This is a genomic window from Mycetocola sp. Y719, assembly GCF_056713205.1.
Map to the genome: position 1 here is coordinate 343,830 of NZ_JBWYGY010000002.1, position 14,805 is coordinate 358,634.

Genomic DNA, 14,805 nt, shown 5'->3' on the forward strand with positions numbered 1-14,805 from the left:
GACTCCGGGCGATCAGCCGGGATTGCCGAGCTGGGTGGCGATGAGCGAGACCCCGGAACCGACGACCTGCCAGGCCGAGGTGCGCAGGGCCGTCAGGTTTCCGCCGGAGATCACCGCTCGCAGCTGGCGCAGCCCGCTTCCGCCGACGAGTGACACAGCGCCAGCAGGACCGCCGAGAATGTCGGACTGGCCGCCGACCACCTGCCTGACGACATCCGTCGAGCCGTCAGGAGACGTGGTGAGCGTGGCGACGGTGAGGTCGTCCACCCACGTGGAGGTCACGGCAGTGCCGGTACCGACGGCGAGCGACTGCGGGTCACCGAGGCTCACAGGGATGTTGTCCCCGTCGCGCTGGATGCCTGCCACGAGCAGCCGCGACTCGTCTCCGACACGCACAAGCGCGAGGATCCGGGTGCCGTCCCTGGAGACCGCGATCGACAGGATCGAGGATGCCTCGGGCCAGCTGGTGAGGACGGCCCGCTGCGTCCCGTCTGGGCGCGAGACGAACAACGCACCCGGAGACGAGGCCGGAACGGTCCAGATGTGCCCGAACGTGTCGAGCGATGGTGCCACGAGGCCCGGCCTGGAGTCCACCCGGAGCGGGTCGGCACCGGACGCGCGCACCGCGAACACCCCGTCGGCTGTCCGCACCGCAGCGAGGCTGTGGGTGGCGTTGACGACTACCGCTGTCGGTGCGAGCGATTCGATGAGCGGAGACAGTCCCGGCAGCCTCTCGAGCGAGTCGCCGTTCGAGAGGAAGCCGAAGCCCTCCTCGGTGAGGACGAGGGCGCGCGGGTCCACACGGGGCGACGGCACCGTCAGCGCGGGGATGTCCTCGGTGTTGTTGTTCACAGTGATGCTGACGGAGTTGATGGCGGAGACCCCGGCGAGGCTGGCGGACAATTGCGCCTGCATCCGCTGCAGCGTCACATCGTCTGCCTGGAACACCTCGCTGCTGAGGTCGATCTGGGCGACGTCGCCGACGACAGGGACGGCGTTCTTGGTCAGTGTGGTGCCCTCGGGGAACGCCGTGGTCACCGCGCCGGCCAGCAGAGGGCTCGGACCGTCGAGGAGCGCCTTGACGATCCGCGTTCCCGTCGACGTCCTCGACGGGAACCAGCGGAGGTCAGGCACCAGGTAGGTCCAGGACGGGTCGAAGAAAGTGACGGCGTAAGAACTGAAGACGTCGTTGAACCGCTGGGGGTCGAGGATGACCCGGTCGGGCGCGACGCTGATCCGCCACTCGCCCTTGACCTGGGTGAAACTGTAACCCTGAATCAGCGGCGTGCTCGAGGCGAACTCGGTGTACTCGCCCTCCTCGTTGACCTCGGCGAGCGGGGTGACGGTGAGCTGCATCGAGGTGTCGTCGACCGAGAGGTAGCTGCGCTGCGCGGCCTCGTCGACGATCGCGTTGAGGTCGGGGTTCCAGACGGTCTTGATCTCAGGGGCCAGGTACTCACGCGCCGTGGCGTAGTCCTCCCTGGGACTCGAGGCCGCATCGATGAAGCCCCGGAGGATCTGCTCCTGGCTCGCGCCGGCCTCAGGACCCTTCGCGATGAACTGGACCTCGGGGTCCTCGGCACCGGTGACGGGCTGCCCGATCCGGGGCGCGCCGCCCTGCGGGATGCCAGCGCAGCCGGCCAGCAGGAGGGAGGCGGCGAGCGCGACGGCTGCTGCCGCCCGAATTCGTGATCTCATACACCGACTCCGTTCTCGCGACGGCTGGCATCCGTACCGTCGGTATCGACCGGTTCGGCGTCTTCGGGCGGCAGCGGAATCGGCGAGAGCGTGACGGGTCCGCCCAGGACCCGCGGCAGCGTCAGACGGAAGCAGGTGCCCTCGCCCACGCGGGACCACAGCTCGAGGCTTCCGCCGTGCAGCTGGGCGTCCTCGAGCGCGATGGCCAGTCCGAGCCCGGTGCCGCCGATGGTTCGTTTGCGGGAGGGATCGGCCCTCCAGAAGCGGTCGAAGACCCGTTGGGCGTCCTCCTCGCTCATCCCGTGGCCGTAGTCACGCACGGAGAGCGCAACGGCCTGCTCGTTGCTGTCGACGGTGACGACGATCGGTCTGCCCTCCCCGTGTTCGATGGCGTTGCCGAGGAGGTTGCGAACGACGCGGCGGATGCGACGCGGATCGATCTCGACGTTCGAATAGCCGCCAGGGGCAACGAGCCTGACGTCCGAACCCTTCTGCTCAGCCAGGGAGGCCATCCCATCGATCGAGTCCTGGGCGAGGTGAACGAGGCTGTGCGGTTCGATCTCGAGCTGGACGGAGCCTGCGTCGTACCGGCTGATCTCCAGCAGGTCGGCGAGCAGTACTTCGAAGCGCTGCGTCTGGGTATGGAGCAACTCGGCCGTGCGCGCCGTCGCAGGGGGGAAGTCCGAGCGCTGGTCGTAGAGCACGTCTCCGGCCAGCCGGATCGTCGTGAGCGGCGTGCGCAGTTCGTGCGAGACGTCGGAGACGAAGCGCTGCTGCACCTGTGACAGGTCGGCGAGTTCCTTGATCTGGGACTGGAGGCTGTCGGCCATGCCGTTGAACGATCGCGCGAGTGTGGCGAGTTCGTCCTCGCCCTTCACCGGGATCCTCACCTCCAGGTCTCCCTGCGCGAGTTGCTCACTGGTCTCGGCTGCCACCCGCACCGGGTTGGCGACGAGGCGGACGATCACCCAGGCCACTGCTCCGACGAGCAGGAGCAGGGTGAGCCCGCCGATGAAGAGGGTGCGCTGGACGAAGAGCAGCGTCTGTTCGGTGTCGTTGAGGTCGAACCCGATGTAAATCTCCCACCGGCTGCCCTCTGGCAGGGTGATCTGAGATCCGACCACGATCCCGGGAACGCGGCTGCCGTCCGCCGTCGCGAGCGACACCGACTGCCACCACTGTTCGTCCGGGTTGTCCTGCACGACGGTGCGCAGTTCGTCGCTCACGACGTCTTTGAGTCTGACGTTTTCGAAGTCCTGCGGACCCGTCGGGCTCGGCTCCTGCCCCGGGACACGGTAGCCGGCGATCATGGCGCTCGACGACGTGCGCGCGATCTCCTCACGCGCGGCGCCCATGAGCTCCTGGGTGCTTGCACGGCCCTGGTCGCTCGAGGAGTCGAGGATGCTCTGCGCAGCCTCGATCGCGCGGGCGGAGTCCTGTTGCACCTGGCTCACGCGTGACTGGAAGAGGTCGTTGCCGATGGTCAGGGACATGTAGAAGCTCGAGATGAGCAAGGCGAAGAGTGACAGGGCGAGCGTGACGACGATGGTGCGGAACTGCAGCGACCGTCGCCAGGAACGCACGGCACGTGCCGGCCATGTCCTCCAGTTGTCGAGCCGAATGCCCGACACGCCCTGCCCAAGTGCCATCTCGTCCTCAGGCGGCGGCGCCGGCGCCGGCGCGATAGCCGACGCCGCGCACGGTCATGACGATGCGCGGGTTGTCAGGGTCGTCTTCGACCTTGGCGCGCAACCGCTGGACGTGCACGTTCACGAGGCGGGTGTCCGCTTTGTAGTGGTAACCCCAGACCTGCTCGAGGAGCATCTCGCGGGTGAACACCTGCTGGGGCTTCGACGCCAGGGTCAGCAGGAGATCGAACTCGAGGGGGGTCAGGTTGATGCGCTTCTCGCCGCGCTTGACCTCGTGGCCTGCGACGTCGAGGGTGAGGTCGCCGATCTGCAGCGAGTCCTGCGACTGGGGGGACGCCGGGCGCAGGCGGGTGCGGATCCGCGCCACGAGCTCCTTGGGGTTGAACGGCTTGACCATGTAGTCGTCAGCGCCGGATTCGAGCCCCTTGACGACATCCGAGGTGTCCGTCTTCGCGGTGAGCATGATGATGGGCACGCCGGATTCGCTGCGGATCCGGTTGCACACCTCGATGCCGTCGATGCCCGGGAGCATGAGGTCGAGCAGGACGAGGTCGGGTCTGGCCTCTCGGAACGCGTCGAGCGCGCCGGAACCGTCAGCGCAGAAGGATGGGTCGAAACCCTCCGTGCGGAGCACAATGCCGATCATTTCAGCCAGGGCGGTGTCGTCGTCGACCACCAGGATCCGTGCGTTCATACGCCTCGTTCTCGATTCGTGTGCAGGCCGCGTCTGGTGGACGCAACCGTGCGGTACCTGGCACAAGATTAGCCGCAACGTGGTGACAGTTCGCCGAGAACCGCACGGGGCCGCGGGTACCTCGACCGCATGGTGAGGATGGGGCGGGTGTGACACGATTAGGGAGCGCATCATGTCGACGAGCCTGAGGGAGCCGCTGGAGTGAGCACCGACGAGAACGGGCAGGACTGGGCACGGCCGGAGGGCGACCCGTCGCGCGGCGAGGAACGCCGCAGGAGGGAGGCCGAGCAAGCTGGCCAACAGGCCGCAACGGAATGGGCCTCTGACCGGGAGTTCTATCCACCCCCGGCGCCGCAGGTTCCGCCGGCGCCTCCGCAGAATCCCTACGCGCAGAACCCGTACCCCGCTTACCAGCCCGCACCGACGTATGGACCGCCGCAGCCCCAATATCCCCAGGGCGCCTACGGCCAGTACGGCTACCAGCAGCCCGGCCAGGCGCAGTGGGGCTACTCGGTCGGACAGCCAGGGGCCGCCGCGCCCGCCGCGTGGGCGCCTCCCCCCAAACCGGGGCTCATTCCGCTCCGGCCCCTCGGTTTCGGCACGCTGCTCGGAGCGCCGTTCCTCACTCTCAAGCGCAATCCGAAGGCCACGTTCGGGAGCGCACTGCTCATCCAGGCCATCACGGTCGTGGTCAGCCTCCTCTTCATCGGACTCGCCACGTGGTTCGCCATCTCGCGGATTACGAGCGCGGCACCGGAGGACGTCGAAGCCGTCGGGGCGGGCGGTCTCGTCGCCATCCTGATCGCCACGATCGCGCCGTTCCCTCTCGTGATCGCAGCCACCGTCTTCCTCCAGGGCGTCATCGTCACGGAGGCCGCCCGGTCGACGCTGGGTGAGAAGCTGACCCTGGGTGCCGCGTGGAAAGCAACCTGGCCGAGGCTCTGGCCTCTGCTGCTCTGGACGCTGGTCGCCCTCGTCGCCTTCACGATCGTCCTCGCTGTCATCGTCGGTGTCGTCTGGTCCCTGGTCGCCCTTGGCGAGGGTTTCATCGCTGTCGGGGTGATCGTGGCCATTCTGGCCGCGCTCGCGCTCTTCGTCGTCGGCTGGTGGTTGGGCACCAAACTCTCGCTCGTGCCCAGCGCCATCGTTCTCGAGAGGCTCGGCGTCTTCGCAGCCGTCCGCAGGTCGTGGCGACTGACGAACGGCTATTTCTGGAAGACCCTCGGGATCCAGCTCCTCATCGGGTTCATCATCGGCACTGTCTCTCAGATCGTCCTGACACCGATCAGCATCCTTTACACGATGGCCGTCAGCGTGATCGACCCGACCGGATCGCTCACGGTCGAGGACTGGATCGCACCGGCCCTGCTCTACGTCGCGATGATCGTGCTGACCCTGCTCGTGGCATCCATCACCTCCGTGGTCCAGTCGGCGACGATCGCGTTCATCTACATCGACCTCCGAATGCGCAAGGAGGGACTCGACCTCGAGCTCATCCGATTCGTCGAGGCGCGCCAGTCCGGCGACACGACGGTCGCAGACCCGTATCTGGTCCACTCGACGGGAACCGTGCCTCCGACGGGAACTTCATGGGCCTAGCGAGCGGCACCGGGTTCGACGTCCCTGTGGTGCCAGACGCACCAGATGCACGCGACTGGCTGCTCGAAGAATTGTCGAAACCCGAGTACGCCGCGGCGACACCGAGCCTGTTCGACGTGCTGAGCCGGGAGTTCTTCGCCTGGCTGGTGCGGCTGTTCCAGCCAGGCGCGTCCGTTCCCCTCGACTGGCTGCCCGTCGCCATCGTCGTGCTCGTCCTCGCCGCGCTCGGCGTCGCGCTCCTCATCTGGGGCATTCCCCGGGTCAACAGGAAGAGCACGCCATCGTCCGGCCTGTTCGGCGACGACGACCGCCGCACCGCCGCTGAGCTCAGGTCTGCAGCGGCGCGGGCGGCATCCGCGGGCGACTGGACCACGGCCGTCCTCGAGCTGTTCCGCGGGGTGGCCAGAGGACTCGCGGAACGCACCATCGTCCTGGTCAGCCCTGGGACGACCGCGCACGATTTCGCCCGTCGGGCCTCCACGGCCTTCCCCTCGCAATCCGACGACCTGGCGCTGGCGGCTGACGGCTTCGACCGGGTGAGATACCTCAGCCACGACGGCACACCTGAGCAGTACGAGCGTTTGCGTGCCCTTGATGGCCGACTGCAGAAGCAGTCGCCGGTCTCGTCCGAACCGCTCGACCAGGTGCCGGTCGCATGACGCTGATCGCCCCACCCGCGCGCGAGCGCGACGACGACACCGTGCTGACGCCCCGGGCCCGCACCGTCGCGAGGCGCGGGCTGTTCTGGGTGGGAGTGGCCGTCGTCTGCATCATCGTCGTCGCCGTCAGCCTCGTCCTCACCCGTGGCGGTTCCTCCAGCAGTATTCCGCTCGACCCGGCCAGCCCGGCTCCAACAGGCGCCAGGGCCATCGCCGAGGTCCTCAGCGGGCAGGGCGTCGACGTGATCATCCCAGAGGGCTACGACGAGGCCCTGGCCGAGGCGGAGACGCCTGGGACGACCTTCGCGCTGTACGACCCCTCCGGATACCTCACCGACGCCCGTCTGACCGATCTCGTCGAACGCGCAGGAGACGTCGTCATCTTCTCCCCCGCATTCCTGCAACTCCAGTCTCTCGCCCCTGGCGTCAGCGCCGCGGGCGTGGCGGCGGCCGGCACCCCGCTCGACGAGGCATCCTGCACGCTGGGCGCCGCCGAACGCGCAGGCACGATCAGCCCGGGTCCGACTCTCGCCATCTCCCCTGATTCGGATGCCGACGGCTGCTTCCCTGCGGACACCGGCGGCTTCGCCGTCGTGACGATCCCGAAGGACGACGGAAGCCTCACGCTCCTCGGACCGTCCGACCTGGTCAGCAACGACAAGGTCGTGCTGCACGGCAACGCCGCGCTCGCCCTCGGGCTGCTCGGTGGGACCGACCGTCTCGTCTGGTTCCTCCCGTCACTCGCCGACGTCGAGGCATCCGGACCTCCCAACCTGCAGGACCTGACCCCGACCTGGCTCGTCCCGGTCACCTCCCTCCTGGTCATCGCCGCGCTTGTCGCGATGTTCTGGCGCGGCCGCCGCTTCGGCCCGCTCGTGGCCGAGGACCTGCCGGTGACGGTGCCATCCGGGGAGACGATGGAGGGCAGGTCGCGCCTCTACCAGCGCACAGCTGCCCGCACGCGTGCCGTCGACGCGCTCAGGATCGGCACCATCGGGCGCCTGGGAACGACGCTCGGACTCCCCCGGACGGCAGGGGTAGGCGAGGTTTCGGATGCCGCAGCCTCCGCCACCGGGAGGAATCCGGCCGAAGTCCGTGGCATCCTCGTCGACATCCTGCCTCAGACCGAGCGCGACGTCCTGACGTTGTCCGACGCCCTGCGCGACCTGGAGTCCGCCGTCACCGCCGCCGTCGATCCTCGGCCACCAGGACCCCGCTGATGCCGGGAACCTCCCTCTTCTCCCCGACCTGCCTCCACCGACCGAACCGGAAGAACGCGACATGACCACTCCGACACCGCACGGCCAGCCGAATCCGCAGGGCTACCCACAGGCGCCCCAGCAACAGATGCCCCCGCAGGGCCAGGGCGTCCCGCAGGGCCAGGGCGTCCCGCAGGGCCAGGGCTACCCGCAGGCCCAGCCGCCCGCAGCGCCCATCCGCCAGGATGCCGCACCTGAGCGCCGGCGAGCGCCGCAGACGGAGTCGCCGCGGATCGCGGAGCTCCGTGAGAAGCTGGCGCAGGTCCGCCGGGAGGTCGGCAAGGCCGTCGTCGGCCAGGAACCGGCCGTCACCGGCCTGATCATCGCCCTGCTCGCCAAGGGGCACGTGCTGCTCGAGGGTGTGCCCGGCGTCGCGAAGACGCTGCTCGTCCGCACCCTCAGCCAGGCTCTCGACCTCGACACGAAGCGGGTCCAGTTCACTCCGGACCTCATGCCTGGCGACGTGACCGGGTCGCTCATCTATGACGCGAAAACCGGCGAGTTCGAGTTCAGGCGCGGTCCGGTGTTCACGAACATCATGCTCGCCGACGAGATCAACAGAACGCCTCCGAAGACCCAGTCCTCGCTGCTCGAAGCGATGGAGGAGCGCCAGGTCTCCACCGACGGCGTCACCCTTCCGCTGCCTGTTCCGTTCGTCGTGGCCGCGACCATGAACCCGATCGAGTACGAGGGCACGTACACCCTCCCTGAGGCACAGCTCGACCGCTTCCTCCTCAAACTCGTCCTCGACATCCCCGAACGCGACCTCGAAGTCGAGGTGCTTCGTCGCCACGCCGCGGGCTTCAACCCCCGCGATCTTGCCGGAGCCGGCGTCACCGCCGTGCTCAACGCCGCAGACCTGGCCGAGGCGCAGCTCGCCGCAGCAGCCACAGGTGTGAGCCCAGACGTGCTCAGCTACATCGTCGACCTCGCGAGGGCCACCAGGCGCAGCCCGTCGGTGCGGATGGGCGTCAGCCCCCGCGGAACGACAGCCCTCCTCGCGGCCGCGAAGTCGTGGGCGTGGCTGAGCGGCTACGCGTGGGTCACCCCGGACCACGTCCAGGCCATGGTGATCCCGGTCTGGCGCCACCGCCTCCAGCTCCGCCCTGAGGCCGAGCTCGAGGGCGTCGGCTCGGACGCGATCCTCCGTTCGGTCATGCAGCAGGTGCAGGTGCCGATCTAGATGACCGTGTCTGGGTGGTTCGTCGCGCTCGTCGCCGTCGGCGTCGTTCCCGTCGTGGTGTTCGGCACAGCGGCAGGTGAGCCGGGGGTCGTGCTGGGGCTGTGGCTGCTCTTCGCGGTCGCGCTCGGCGTCCTCGACGTGCTGCTCGCGGCATCCCCCCGTGTGCTCGTGCCCTCGCGGTCGGTGCCGGCACGGACCAGGCTGGGCGAGACCGTGACCAGCGAGCTGTACCTGGCCAACCCGGGCAGGCGCACCCTGCGCGGCATCGTCAGGGATGCCTGGCAGCCGTCGGCAGGTCCAGCCGTCACCCGCACCAGGGTCACCATCCCGGCAGGAGAACGACGAATGGTCGCCGTCCCCCTGACCCCGTTCCGCCGGGGCGAACGCCGGGTCGAGCTCGTCACCGTCCGGTCGTTCGGCCCGCTTCGGCTGTGGGCGCGGCAGGCCACGCTGAAGAGTCACGGCCACATCCGCGTGCTCCCGCCGTTCAACGCCCGAAAGCATCTGCCGTCCCGGCTGGCCCGGCTTCGGGAACTCGACGGAGCCACGAGCGTGATGGTGCGCGGCCAGGGCACCGAATTCGATTCGCTGCGCGAGTATGTGCGCGGCGACGACGTGCGGTCGATCGACTGGCGGGCCACCGCCCGCAGGCGTGACGTCGTCGTGCGCACCTGGCGTCCTGAGCGCGACCGCCGCGTCGTCATCGTCCTCGACACCGGGAGGACCTCAGCGGCCCGCGTCGCCGACGAACCACGGATCGACACGGCGTTCGAGTCCTCCCTGCTGCTCGCGGCGCTCGCCACCCGAGCCGGTGACCGGGTCGACCTGATCGCCTACGACCGGCGGGTCCGCGGCCGGGTGCAGGGCGCGACGGGGGCCGACCTGATGTCCAAGCTCGTCGACACCATGTCCACCATCGACCCCGAACTGCTCGAGATGGACTGGGCGGCGGTCCCTGCGCTGGTCCGCGGGGTGACGAGCCAGCACTCGCTCGTGGTGCTGCTCACCTCGGTCGACGCGCCAGGCGCATCCACAGGGCTGCTGTCGATGCTTCCCCAGCTGACGAAACGGCACACGGTCGTCGTGGCATCCGTCACCGACCCCACTGCGCTCACCGCGAGCAGGGAGCGCGGAAACCGCGACGAGGTCTACCTGGCCGCAGCGGCGGAACGCGCGCTCCTCGACATCGCGCGCGTCTCAGGTGCCGTGAGGCAGCTCGGCGCCGACGTGGTCACCGCAGCACCCGCCGACCTGCCGCCAGCCCTCGCCGACCACTACATCGCGCTGAAGGCGGCCGGCCGGCTCTAGCGACCGCGAAGGGCCCGGCATCCGTGTCTGACGAATGCCGGGCCCTCTGTGGTGGTGTCGCCTAGAGCACGCTGGTGGCGGCGAGAGCCGCACCGAGCTTCGACCCGAGTTCGATGTCGACGTTGGACCAGTACGCGATGGCCCGCGCGCGGATCTCAGCGTTCTGCACGGCGCCGACGTGGCCGGTGATCTGCGCGAGCAGGCGGGCCTTCGCCGCGTCGTCCATCACGTCACGGTAGAGCGTTCCGGCCTGGCCGAAGTCGTCGTCCTCGGGGTGCAGGGTCGCCGAGGTGCGCACGAGCTCACCGTCGTTCTGCCAGCCGGTCGACTCGGCCGCGCGGGCAGCATCCGCGTGCGGTCCGCCGAACGAGTTCGGGGCGTAGACCGGACGGTCGGCCGGCGGGAAGTCGATGCGGCCTGCGCCGTCCTTCGAGTAGCTGTTCACCGGGCTCTTCGCCGCGTTGACGGGCAGCTGGGCGTGGTTCACACCGACGCGGTAGCGGTGGGCATCCGCGTAGGAGAAGATCCGCGCCTGGAGCATCCTGTCCGGGCTTGCCGCGATTCCGGGGACGAAGTTCGCCGGAGAGAATGTGGCCTGCTCGATCTGGGCGAAGTAGTTCTCGGCGTTGCGGTTCAGCGTCATCGTGCCGACCCGGATCAGCGGGTAGTCGGCGTGCGGCCAGACCTTCGTGACGTCGAACGGGTTGAAGCGGTAGGTCTTGGCGTCCTCGTACGGCATGACCTGCACGGACATGGTCCAGCTCGGGAGGTTGCCCTCTGCGATGTTCGTGTACAGGTCGTGCTGGTGGTAGTCGGCGTCCTGGCCGGCGATCTCCGTCGCCTGCTCGGCGCTCAGCACGCCGATGCCCTGATTGGTCTTGAAGTGGTACTTCACCCAGAAACGCTCACCAGCGGCGTTGATCCACTGGTAGGTGTGCGAGCCGAACCCGTCCATGTGACGCCACGAGGAGGGCAGGCCGCGGTCGCCCATGAGCCAGGTGACCTGGTGCGCGCTCTCGGGCGACTGGCTCCAGAAGTCCCACTGCATGTCATTGTTGCGCAGGTTCGAGCCCGGGAGGCGCTTCTGCGAGTGGATGAAGTCGGGGAACTTGATGCCGTCGCGGATGAAGAACACCGGGGTGTTGTTCCCGACGAGGTCGTAGTTGCCCTCTGAGGTGTAGAACTTGAGCGCGAAACCGCGGGGGTCGCGCCAGGTGTCAGGAGATCCCTGCTCGCCTGCCACCGTGGAGAAGCGGGCCAGCATCTCGGTGGACACTCCCGGCTGGAAGAGCGCGGCACGGGTGAAGCGTGACACGTCCTCGGTCGTCTCGAACACTCCGAACGCGCCGCCGCCCTTGGCGTGGACGACGCGCTCCGGCACTCGCTCCCTGTTGAAGTGGGCGAGCTTCTCGGTCAGGTAGCTGTCGATCAGCGGGATGGCGCCATCGGCACCGACGGTCAGCGACTGCGAGTCCGCCTGGACCGGCGTGCCGGTGTTTGTGGTGGTGAACGAGGTATCGGACATGGATCTCCTTGGGATTTTCGGGCAGGGACAGGCAGCTCCGTGCACGCTGGATGCACGCGGGAGCGGAAGAGGACGTCAGGCGGGTGGCGTGGCCGCGCAGTCGGGGCACAGACCCCAGTAGGTGACTTCGGCGGTGGCAATCGTGAAACCGGATGTTCCTGACGGCGTCAGGCACGGGGCGTGGCCAACGGCGCAGTCGACGTCGCCGATGGCGCCGCACCGGGTGCAGACGACGTGATGGTGGTTGTCCCCCACACGCAACTCGTAGCGGGCGGCGGAACCGGCCGGTTCGATCCGGCGCACCAGGCCGGCATCCGTCAGCGCGCCGAGGATGCCGTAGACCGCCTGCACCGACGTGTCAGGGAGCGTCGGGGTGACCGCCGCGAGGACACCGGCGGCATCGGCATGAGGCGCTGCCCCCAGGGCCTGCAGCACGGCGACGCGCTGGTCGGTTGCGCGGAGTCCGGCGGCGCGAAGGCTCTCGCGCAGTTCCGTCGCCTCCGTCGTTGTCATGATCCGACCCTATCGCGTTGTTTTGAGTCATTCAAAACTGCGGCGCGCCCGGGCGCGTCGACAGGGATGGCCGCGCGGCGTCCGGGATCACGGAGTCCGGCGAACGAGAATCTCGTGCGCGACCTCCCGCGCCCGGTGGAAGGGATGGTCGAATGTCGACATGCCGACGGTCACGATCGCCCCCTCATAGAGCAGCATCATCGAATGGGCGACGTCCTCTGGCCGCTCGGCACCGACCTCCAGGCACAACGCTGTGAACACGTCGAGCAGCCACGACTTCTGGCGCACCACTTCCGGGAAAATCAGCCCATCGACCCCGTCGCCGATCTCGGCGCGCGCATTGATGGCACTGCAGCCCCTGGGGCTGTTCTCATCGGACCACGAGATCGCCGCGTCGAAGACGACGAGCACGCGGTCGACACCCACCGCCGGCGACCGGTCGAGTTGTGCCGCCAGATGCTCGCGCCAGCGTGCGTCCCTGTGCTGGAGATAGGAGACGACGAGCGCCTCCTTCGAGCCGAAGCGGTCATACAGCGTCTTCTTCGTGACCCCGGCCTCGTCGGCGATTGTGTCGACACCGACGGCGTGGATCCCTCGCTCGTAGAAAAGCCGGGAAGCCGCGTCGAGGACCCGACGAGCGCCAGGAGTGAGGGCAGGCAGGTCAGCTGGGGTGATGGCCATTCGTCGAGTATACCGACCTGTATAGTTCAGGCAATGAGTAAACAGATCGGTATACCCACCCGCGTCGTAACCGTGCTGACCTCGGTCCTCTTCGTCGCCTCGTGGAGTTCAGGCTTTCTCATCGCAGCCATCGCCACCGCCGACGTCGCGGTTCTGACGCTCCTCGTCTGGCGGTTCGTGCCGCTCGCGGTGGCTCTGATCGCCATTGTGCTGGCATCCGGAGCCCTGAAGAGCGTCGCTCCCCGCGCGCTCCGGGGCCAGGCGGTCGTCGGCCTCTTCGCCCAGTTCGGGTACGTCGCGCTCGTGTACGCGGCAATTGCCTCGGGTGTCACCGCGGGCACGACGGCCCTGATCGATGCCGTGCAGCCCCTTGTGGTCGCGACCCTGGTCGGGCCGCTTCTCGGGCTCAGGGTTCGCGGCGTTCAATGGGCGGGTCTGGTGGTCGGCGCCTCCGGTGTCGTTCTCGTCGTGCAGTCGCAGATGGCCGGCTCGGATGCTCCGCCGACGGCCTTCGTGCTGCCCGGCCTGGCAATGGCGTGCCTCGTCGCGGCGACGTTCCTCGACCGTCGGTCGCCGTCGACGCTGCCCGTGCTCGTCACGCTGACCGTGCACGTCACCGTGACGGCCGTGGCCCTCCTCGTGCTCGGCACCGCCACGGGAACACTGGCGCCACCGGCATCCGCTGGCTTCTGGCTCCAGACCGTTCTTTCGGCGCTCATCCCGACGGTGATCGCATACGGCCTGTACTGGTGGTTGCTGCGCCGGGTGGGCATCACCGTGCTCAACGCGCTGCTCTTCCTCGTCGCGCCGGCGACCGCCCTGGCCGGCTGGGTGGTCCTCGGCGAGCCGATGACCGTGCTCACTCTCGTCGGCTTCGTGTTGTGCGGCGGCGGTGTCGCCGTCGTGCTCGCCACGGACTCAGCGGGCCGCGCCAGCCGGGTCGGCGGCGCACTGAAGACCACAGCTGGTCCTCTGTCGGGGCATTCCAAGACCTCGGACGGCCGTTGCCGGCATCTCGACGCCGTCTCGCCCGGCTCAGTTCGCGTAGATGCGCGCGGCGCCCGCTTCGAAGGCCGTGAGGTCGCCGGTCTCGCCCGCGCGGTACGCGCGGCGGCCGATCACGAGCATGTAGAACAGGAACGCACCGAGTGCCGCAGCGCCCAGCCCGATCTTCACCGGCCACGGCCACGGCTGAGGAGTGACGAATCCCTCGAGGATGCCTGAGACCAGGAGAACGAGGATGAGCCCGATGGCCACGGTGAAGAGGGCGCGAGCGTCTTCGGCGAGCGCCTGCCCCCTCGTCCGCTTGCCCGGAGACACCCAGGCCCAGAAGATCCGCAGCCCGCCCGCCGCCGCCACGAAGATCGCCGTGAGTTCGAGCATCCCGTGCGGTGCGATGTAGAGGAAGAACGTGTCGCCCTCTCCGACGCTGAACAGGACGGCAGCCGATGTCCCGATGCCCTGCGCGTTCTGCAGGATGACCCACGGGACCCAGATGCCGGTGATACCGAACGCGATGCATTGGGCAGCGATCCACGCGTTGTTGGTCCAGACCTGGCCGGCGAACGACGCAGCCGGGTTTTCCGAGTAGTAGTCGATGAAGTCCTCGTCGGCATACTTCTGGAGTTCATCGGAGTTGCCGAAGTTCGCGAGCACCTGCGGGTCGCCGAGGATCCAGGCCGCCCAGAGCCCGGCGACCGTGACGGTCACGAGGGCGACGGCGAGGGTGAGCCAGCGCAATCGGTACAACGCCGCGGGGAGCTGCAGTACGAAGAACCGTGGCAGCTGGCTGAAGACGTTCGAACCGGCGGAGGTGAACCGCAGCCGCGCCTTGGAGAGGCTGACGCTCAGCCGGTCGCCGTGCACGGTCGAGCCTGCGGTCGTCTTGATGGCGGAGAGCTGGGTGGCGCCCGCCTGGTAGCGGTCGATGAGTTCGTCGGCTTCAGCGCCCGACAATGACCGCTTCGACGCGAGGGCGTCGAGGCGATCCCACTCGTCCCGGTGGGCGGCGCTGTATGCATCGAGATCCATCTGCTT

The 14,805-nt window shown here is 68.5% G+C and carries 12 protein-coding genes and 1 pseudogene; 6 read left to right on the forward strand and 7 right to left on the reverse strand.

Translation table 11 applies throughout. The features are described from left to right. Positions 1 to 12: 12 nt before the first annotated feature. From AC1M0F_RS08030 to mtrA, 3 genes are read right to left on the reverse strand one after another with little or no spacing between them, the layout of a single operon-like run. Positions 13 to 1,698, reverse strand: coding sequence for an LpqB family beta-propeller domain-containing protein (locus AC1M0F_RS08030; protein WP_480237701.1), 1,686 nt, complete (start codon positions 1,696 to 1,698; stop codon positions 13 to 15). Then, a complete protein-coding gene (gene mtrB / locus AC1M0F_RS08035; protein ID WP_480237702.1) occupies positions 1,695 to 3,347 on the reverse strand; it encodes an MtrAB system histidine kinase MtrB in 1,653 nt (550 codons plus the stop codon). Before mtrB ends, AC1M0F_RS08030 begins: the two co-directional genes overlap by 4 nt. A gap of 7 nt (positions 3,348 to 3,354) precedes the next feature. After that, a complete protein-coding gene (mtrA, locus tag AC1M0F_RS08040; RefSeq protein WP_480237703.1) occupies positions 3,355 to 4,041 on the reverse strand; it encodes an MtrAB system response regulator MtrA in 687 nt (228 codons plus the stop codon). A gap of 201 nt (positions 4,042 to 4,242) precedes the next feature. Between mtrA and AC1M0F_RS08045 the strand changes: the two genes are divergently transcribed. The 5 genes from AC1M0F_RS08045 (at position 4,243) to AC1M0F_RS08065 (ending at position 10,049) form a co-directional block, all read left to right on the forward strand. Beyond that, on the forward strand, positions 4,243 to 5,640 hold the full coding sequence (locus AC1M0F_RS08045) for a DUF7847 domain-containing protein (protein WP_480237704.1): 1,398 nt from the start codon (positions 4,243 to 4,245) through the stop codon (positions 5,638 to 5,640). Next, positions 5,631 to 6,299 carry a DUF4129 domain-containing protein gene (locus AC1M0F_RS08050; protein ID WP_480237705.1) on the forward strand — a complete coding sequence of 223 codons (669 nt, stop codon included), beginning with the start codon at positions 5,631 to 5,633 and terminating at the stop codon, positions 6,297 to 6,299. The genes AC1M0F_RS08045 and AC1M0F_RS08050 overlap by 10 nt, the downstream gene beginning before the upstream one ends. Next, the gene (locus AC1M0F_RS08055) at positions 6,296 to 7,519 is read left to right on the forward strand and encodes a DUF4350 domain-containing protein (protein WP_480237706.1); all 1,224 of its coding nucleotides are present in this window, start codon (positions 6,296 to 6,298) and stop codon (positions 7,517 to 7,519) included. The genes AC1M0F_RS08050 and AC1M0F_RS08055 overlap by 4 nt, the downstream gene beginning before the upstream one ends. A gap of 61 nt (positions 7,520 to 7,580) precedes the next feature. Next, positions 7,581 to 8,741, forward strand: a complete 1,161-nt coding sequence (locus AC1M0F_RS08060; RefSeq protein ID WP_480237707.1) for an AAA family ATPase — start codon at positions 7,581 to 7,583, stop codon at positions 8,739 to 8,741. After that, positions 8,742 to 10,049, forward strand: coding sequence for a DUF58 domain-containing protein (locus AC1M0F_RS08065; protein ID WP_480237708.1), 1,308 nt, complete (start codon positions 8,742 to 8,744; stop codon positions 10,047 to 10,049). It begins immediately after the preceding gene. Between the two features lie 61 nt (positions 10,050 to 10,110). On the opposite strand, the gene AC1M0F_RS08070 is transcribed toward AC1M0F_RS08065, so the two are convergent. From AC1M0F_RS08070 to AC1M0F_RS08080, 3 genes are all read right to left on the reverse strand, one after another. Next, a complete protein-coding gene (locus AC1M0F_RS08070; protein WP_480237709.1) occupies positions 10,111 to 11,574 on the reverse strand; it encodes a catalase in 1,464 nt (487 codons plus the stop codon). Between the two features lie 75 nt (positions 11,575 to 11,649). Next, positions 11,650 to 12,087 (reverse strand): Fur family transcriptional regulator, encoded by a 438-nt coding sequence (locus AC1M0F_RS08075; protein WP_480237710.1) that lies wholly within the window; start codon positions 12,085 to 12,087, stop codon positions 11,650 to 11,652. Between the two features lie 87 nt (positions 12,088 to 12,174). Further along, entirely contained in the window at positions 12,175 to 12,768 is a 594-nt protein-coding gene (locus AC1M0F_RS08080) for a TetR/AcrR family transcriptional regulator (protein WP_480237711.1), read from the reverse strand. A 33-nt stretch (positions 12,769 to 12,801) separates the two neighbouring features. Between AC1M0F_RS08080 and AC1M0F_RS08085 the strand changes: the two are divergent. Next, a pseudogene (locus AC1M0F_RS08085) lies at positions 12,802 to 13,665 on the forward strand (DMT family transporter); the annotation flags it as partial. A 138-nt stretch (positions 13,666 to 13,803) separates the two neighbouring features. On the opposite strand, the gene AC1M0F_RS08090 reads toward AC1M0F_RS08085, so the two are convergent. Further along, positions 13,804 to 14,799 (reverse strand): stage II sporulation protein M, encoded by a 996-nt coding sequence (locus AC1M0F_RS08090; RefSeq protein WP_480237712.1) that lies wholly within the window; start codon positions 14,797 to 14,799, stop codon positions 13,804 to 13,806. Positions 14,800 to 14,805: the final 6 nt, after the last annotated feature.